The organism is Methanomethylovorans sp. (genome assembly GCF_050177135.1).
In the GTDB taxonomy this organism is placed as follows: Archaea; Halobacteriota; Methanosarcinia; order Methanosarcinales; family Methanosarcinaceae; genus Methanomethylovorans.
Genome location: NZ_JBFXHJ010000156.1, coordinates 1 through 4,702 on the forward strand (window position 1 = coordinate 1; position 4,702 = coordinate 4,702).

At 45.7% G+C, this 4,702-nt stretch carries 7 protein-coding genes; 6 read left to right on the forward strand and 1 reads right to left on the reverse strand.

What is annotated here, in order from left to right; genetic code table 11:
* The first annotated feature begins 17 nt into the window (after positions 1 to 17).
* From AB7U21_RS10370 to AB7U21_RS10395, 6 genes are all read left to right on the forward strand, one after another.
* A complete protein-coding gene (locus AB7U21_RS10370; protein WP_428388854.1) occupies positions 18 to 167 on the forward strand; it encodes an ARMT1-like domain-containing protein in 150 nt (49 codons plus the stop codon).
* Positions 168 to 180: 13 nt separating this feature from the next.
* Positions 181 to 369, forward strand: a complete 189-nt coding sequence (locus AB7U21_RS10375) for a CooT family nickel-binding protein (protein ID WP_428388842.1) — start codon at positions 181 to 183, stop codon at positions 367 to 369.
* 121 nt (positions 370 to 490) lie between these two features.
* Positions 491 to 1,498, forward strand: a complete 1,008-nt coding sequence (locus AB7U21_RS10380) for a type II glyceraldehyde-3-phosphate dehydrogenase (RefSeq protein ID WP_428388844.1) — start codon at positions 491 to 493, stop codon at positions 1,496 to 1,498.
* A 13-nt stretch (positions 1,499 to 1,511) separates the two neighbouring features.
* Complete coding sequence (locus tag AB7U21_RS10385) at positions 1,512 to 2,312, forward strand: bifunctional fructose-bisphosphatase/inositol-phosphate phosphatase (protein ID WP_428388846.1); 801 nt, start codon at positions 1,512 to 1,514, stop codon at positions 2,310 to 2,312.
* A gap of 4 nt (positions 2,313 to 2,316) precedes the next feature.
* Entirely contained in the window at positions 2,317 to 3,147 is an 831-nt protein-coding gene (locus tag AB7U21_RS10390) for an NAD(+)/NADH kinase (RefSeq protein WP_428388848.1), read from the forward strand.
* A 135-nt stretch (positions 3,148 to 3,282) separates the two neighbouring features.
* A complete protein-coding gene (locus tag AB7U21_RS10395) occupies positions 3,283 to 4,455 on the forward strand; it encodes a homocitrate synthase family protein (protein WP_428388850.1) in 1,173 nt (390 codons plus the stop codon).
* Positions 4,456 to 4,462: 7 nt separating this feature from the next.
* On the opposite strand, the gene AB7U21_RS10400 is transcribed toward AB7U21_RS10395, so the two are convergent.
* Positions 4,463 to 4,702, reverse strand: a 240-nt coding sequence (locus tag AB7U21_RS10400) for an NYN domain-containing protein (protein WP_428388852.1), incomplete at its 5' end; no start/stop codon positions are given.

A 4,702-nucleotide genomic window follows, 5' to 3' on the forward strand; every position in this document is an offset into this window, starting at 1 on the left:
TCAGGGATGCGTCTTTAATAATCAGCAAAGGTATGGCGAACTATGAAACCCTTACAGAGCATGAAATGGGACCTATCGCATATCTGCTTAAGGCCAAGTGCAAACCTGTGGCCAGGCACATAGGAGTGGATGTAGGCCATTCTGTGGCGCGACTATTTGAACAATGATCAGGTGAACATTATGTGTGAATTGGACGCAATACTTTTAGAAGATAATACCAGACAGCTGGTGATGGAGTCCGTTACAAAGGTAATGGTCGATGGGGATTCCATAGAACTTATAGGCATACTCGGGGACAGAACAACCTTAAAGGGCGTTATCAAACTAATAGACTTCTCAAAAGGGGAAATAGTTATACTCAGTAAATAACTATTATTAACTTAATACATATAATCACATAATTATCAAATGCTTCATTCAATATAAATTTGAAGGAACGGCTTCCAGAAGCATTATGTACTTGCAATAGAGGAGAGAAGAGGTATTATCAATGTCAAAAGTAAAAGTTGCTATAAATGGCTATGGAACAATAGGTAAACGTGTTGCAGATGCTGTGCAGATGCAGAAGGACATGGAAATAGTTGGCATCTCCAAGACCAAGCCCAACTTCGAAGCTTTCGTGGCCCTGGATAAGGGTTACCCTGTGTTCGCACCTGCCGACAAGTTAAAAGGTATGGAAAAAGGCGGTATACAGGCCTCCGGGACCATAGAGGACATGATACAGGCCGCAGACATAGTTGTTGACTGCACTCCTGGAGGATTAGGCGAGGAGAACAAGGCACTTTACACAAAGGCAGGTGTCAAGGCCATCTGGCAGGGAGGAGAGGAGCACGAGCTTGCAGGTTGCTCTTTCAATGCTGTTGCCAATTATGAGGAAGCCCTGGGTCGAGATTTCGTAAGGGTTGTTTCCTGTAATACCACAGGACTGTGCAGGGTGATCTATCCGCTTGACCAGGAATTCGGAATAAAGAAGGTACGTGTGACACTTATGCGCAGAGCTGCTGACCCCAACGATGTCAAGAAGGGACCGATAAACGCCATTGTCCCAAACCCTATCAAATTGCCCTCACACCATGGGCCTGATGTGAAATCCGTCATTCCCCACATCAACATCACTTCTACGGCTGTGGTGCTTTCCACCACCCTTATGCATCTGCACAGTCTGAACATCGAAATGGACAAGCAGTGCTCTGCAGATGAAGTGGCAGACCTTCTGGATGCCCAGTCCCGTATAAGGTTCGTCGGTCAGGGGATCACCTCCACTGCTGAGATCATGGAGCTTGGAAAAGACCTCGGCCGCCCACGCGGTGATATGTGGGAGAACTGCATCTGGGACCAGTCCATCACAGTGGACGAAGGAGAACTATACTTCTTCCAGGCCATCCATCAGGAATCAGATGTTATCCCGGAGAACGTGGATGCTATCCGGGCAATGATGGAACTTGAGAGCAATGGTGCAAGGTCCATAGAGAAGACGAACAAGGCAATGGGTATCTGAGACCCATTCTTTTATGCAGATCGATATTGGGCTGTTGGAACTCTGCGAAAGGGTTTCTGCAGCCTCATACAAAGCCATAAAGGACCTTGTGGGGAAGCCCGAAGCATATACTACCCTGTACATTGGTGCCGATGGCACTCCCACAAAACTCATTGATGACGCATCTGAAAGCGCGATCATCCTGGAGCTGGAAAAAGCGGGTCGTTCCACACGTATAATTAGTGAAGAGTGCGGAGAAAAGATCATTGGCTGCGATCCCAAAATTGCTCTGATCATGGACCCTCTGGACGGAACCCATAATGCTGCAATGGGAATCCCTTTCTACAGTATTTCCATAGCTATTGCAAATCCCTGTTTATCCGGGATCAATTTTGGGTATGTTAAAGACTTTACTACAGGTGATGTGTACTGTGCGGAACTTGGCAAAGGAGCGTACCTGAACGGAAACAGGATATATACATCAGCTAGATCGGACATTATGGACTTCTGTGTCAGTGTGTATGGTTATCACCCTCATGTGACCAAGACGACCAATCTTTGTCAGGCAGTGCGCAGGATCCGCATCCTTGGCTGTGTTTCCCTTGAACTGTGCTATGTGGCTTGCGGGAAACTGGATGCGTTCGTGGATGTGCGAGGCTCTTTACGTCTTACGGATGTTGCTGCAGGCACACTTATACTGGAGGAAGCAGGAGGTATCGTCAGTGATGAAAAAGGCCGCAAGCTGTTGCTTCAGGATAATGTTGTGAACCGTGTATATATGGTGGCAACGAATGGTATGTCACATCAGCAAATCCTTGATATTACCGGGAGATGATGAGATGATAAAGAAAATAGGGGTCGTATCAAGATATGACAAGCATGAAGCTCTTGAGATGGTGGAAAGAATAATTGCCCGTTTCAGGGATGAAGTTGATATATTCCTTTCCCCCAGGACTGCTGAACATCTGGGAAATAAGTATGCCTGTATGCCAATAGACTCTATGCGGGATGCAGGTGTGGAACTCATCATTTCGGTTGGCGGGGATGGAACTGTACTTCGCACCATTTCCAAAATGGATGATCCTCTGCCATTACTTGCTATCAACATGGGTACACTGGGTTTTCTTGTGGATGTGAAACCTGAGGAAGCTATAGAAGCTATAGAGAACGTGCTACAGGGCTTTACATGCACGGAACGCTCCAGACTTGCTGTACAGCTCAATGAGGATTATCTTCCGTGTGCTACTAATGAACTGGTGTTGATCACTTCCAGGCCAGCAAAGATACTGTCATTCAGTGTATGTGTGGATGAATCCCAGATCGATGAAATGCGTGCAGATGGAGTGGTAATAGCAACCCCAACAGGTTCAACGGCCTACGCGATGAGTGCGGGTGGACCTATAATCGATCCAAGGGTGGATGCAACATTGATAGTACCCCTTGCTCCATTTAAGCTCTCAGCAAGACCATGGGTTGTGCCTGGCAGCAGCAAGATAAGGCTTACAATGACAATGCCCGAAAAAGAAGCTGTGATCGTATTGGACGGGCAGCACACATACCATATCCATGAACATGATGTGATAACGCTTACAAGGGCCAGGAATCCGGCACGTTTTGTAAAAATGCCGATAGATGGCTTCTACGAGAAAGTTAAGAACAAGCTTGCCTGATATTTTGTTCAAGTGGTAGTGACATACCGGTCATTCTGATTATAATGGTATCGCTTGATTGCGAAAATTATATTTAACATCCTCACACATTTGCAGTTACAATAAACTTAAGACCATTTTAAAAGTGATAGACATATGGTACTAACAAAAGATTATTCACGCAATGAATTGATGCATTTCCTTGATATTGCGCCCCTGGACATAGAGATCTGCGATGTGACACTGCGCGATGGGGAACAAACTCCCGGTGTAGTGTTTACGAGGGAGGAGAAAATAGATATAGCAACTGAGCTGGATGCTATCGGGGTCGAGATAATAGAGTCCGGTTTCCCTGTGGTCTCACAGACCGAAAAGGAAATCGTTAAAGAGATAGCTAACATGGGCCTCAATTCAAAAACATGTTGTCTGGCACGCTCCAGGGTGAGCGATGTGGAAGCAGCTATTGAATGTGATGTGGACTTTGTAAGCATTTTCATTGCCATGTCAGAACTTCATCTCAAGCACAAATACCATAAAAGCTATGAAGAGATGTTCGGACTTGCCATGGAAGCCGTACAATATGCAAAGGACCACGGACTGGGAGTTCGGTTTGCTGCGGAGGACGGGAGCAGAACGGACATAGAGACACTGAAACGTGCGTTCCTCGCTGCAGAGGAGTATAAGGTGAACTATGTAAGTATTGCAGATACTATCGGCATCCTTAACCCAAGCACCACCTATTACCTTGTAAAGGAAATAAAAAAAGTTGTGAAAACCCCCGTTTGTATACATTGCCATGACGACATTGGCATGGCCACGGCCAATACGCTGGCAGCTGCAGAAGCAGGTGCAAAACAACTGCATACCACTGTGAATGGCATTGGGGAGAGAGCAGGTAACGCTTCACTGGAAGAAGTGCTTGTAGCCCTCAGGGTCCAATACGATATTGACAGATATGATACCAGAAAACTCACAGGCCTTTCAAAGAAAGTGGAAAGATATTCCGGTATTAAGCCCGGAGTGACAAAAGCAGTCATAGGAGAACATGCCTTTTCTCATGAATCGGGTATCCATGTATGTGCCATACTGGAAGAACCAAGGACCTATGAACTGTTCAGTCCGGAAATGGTCGGCGGCCAGCGCCGTTTGATAGTTGGTAAGCACACTGGAATAAAAGCACTAAAAGGCATAGTGAGAAGTATGGGCCATGACCTTGACCATGAAGCACTATGCGCACTTATTGAAAAGGTAAAGAACAGTGCAGAAACAAAATATGGTATTTCCAGTGAAAGACTTGAAGAAATGATCAATGAGGTCAAGGGAACTTGACCTGTTCTTATTCAGGTATTGCCTCTATTTCTGCTGGATGTTGTGACTTTTCAGGAGCATTTGTATAAAAATCATCATCATAGAAGTTCATCTGGTTGTTCTCAAGTATAATGACGTAATCTGCAGAATTCCTGAGAGCCGCAGAGAATCCTGGCTCCACTCCAAAAAGAATAGTTTCTTTTCCGTTCTCATTTGCCTTGCTTAAAAGGGGTTTGAAGTCAGCATCCCTGGTAACAAGGGCCAGAGT

What these genes read in the sequence shown, in the direction of transcription:
- AB7U21_RS10375 (WP_428388842.1), top strand. Translation starts at nt 181, where the DNA reads ATGTGTGAATTGGACGCAATACTTTTAGAAGATAATACCAGACAGCTG.
- AB7U21_RS10380 (WP_428388844.1), top strand. Translation starts at nt 491, where the DNA reads ATGTCAAAAGTAAAAGTTGCTATAAATGGCTATGGAACAATAGGTAAA.
- AB7U21_RS10385 (WP_428388846.1), top strand. Translation starts at nt 1,512, where the DNA reads ATGCAGATCGATATTGGGCTGTTGGAACTCTGCGAAAGGGTTTCTGCA.
- AB7U21_RS10390 (WP_428388848.1), top strand. Translation starts at nt 2,317, where the DNA reads ATGATAAAGAAAATAGGGGTCGTATCAAGATATGACAAGCATGAAGCT.
- AB7U21_RS10395 (WP_428388850.1), top strand. Translation starts at nt 3,283, where the DNA reads ATGGTACTAACAAAAGATTATTCACGCAATGAATTGATGCATTTCCTT.